This window comes from Nitrosospira sp. NpAV, assembly GCF_000832065.1.
Classification (GTDB): domain Bacteria; phylum Pseudomonadota; class Gammaproteobacteria; order Burkholderiales; family Nitrosomonadaceae; genus Nitrosospira.
In genome coordinates this window covers 1-849 of sequence record NZ_JXQM01000046.1, presented here as the reverse complement: position 1 = coordinate 849, position 849 = coordinate 1, and the positions used below count along the sequence as shown (strand labels likewise).

General features: G+C 55.1%; 1 protein-coding gene. It reads left to right on the top strand.

Features of this window, described 5'->3' with window-relative positions:
• Positions 1-87: 87 nt before the first annotated feature.
• Positions 88-849, top strand: a 762-nt coding sequence (locus SQ11_RS15185; protein ID WP_041515043.1) for a cytochrome c oxidase subunit 3, incomplete at its 3' end; no start/stop codon positions are given.

Sequence of the window (849 nt, the reverse complement as noted above, 5' to 3'; positions counted from 1 at the left end):
GCTCCTCTCTGTGGCACATTATTTATGGCAGGCATGCTGTTCTTGATCGGATTTTGAAGTTGATTAAATTTTAAGCGGGAGAGAGAAGTGAGCGGGGAAACAGGTCACGGTCATTATTATGTTCCAGCTCCATCGACTTACCCGATGACCGGGTCGATAGCGCTGTTATTCATGGGTTTCGGCGCGGCATTCTCAGTCAACAAGCTTCCGATAGGTTATGGACTGCTCACGATTGGCTTTGCCATTCTCTTCTACATGTGCTTTGTCTGGTTTCGCACGGTGGCGCGGGAGAGCGAGGGCGGCAAATATAGCGCGCAGGTGGGCCAGTCTTTCCGCTGGGGAATGAGCTGGTTCATTTTCTCCGAGGTGATGTTCTTTGCCGCCTTCTTCGGGGCGTTGTACTACATGCGGGTGTTTTCGATTCCCTGGCTTTCTGACCTGGAGCATAAAATCCTGTGGCCGGATTTCACCGGCGACTGGCCCACGGCCGGCCCCGGCATCAGCGAGAAATTCATGCCCATGGGCCCATGGGGTCTTCCGGCCATCAACACCTTGATACTGCTGACATCGGGGGTGACGGTTACCTGGGCGCACTGGGCACTCAAGCTGAACAAGCGGGGACAGCTGAAGCTGGGCCTGTTTCTGACGTTTGCGCTGGGATTCCTGTTTGTCGGCTTGCAGGCGTATGAATACGGACATGCCTATTCCGACCTCAACCTCAAGCTGACGACGGGCGCCTATGGTGCGTCGTTTTTCATGCTGACCGGTTTTCACGGCTTCCATGTGACACTGGGCTCCATCATGCTGCTGGTGATATGGTTTCGGGTCATGGCGGGCCACTTCACGCCC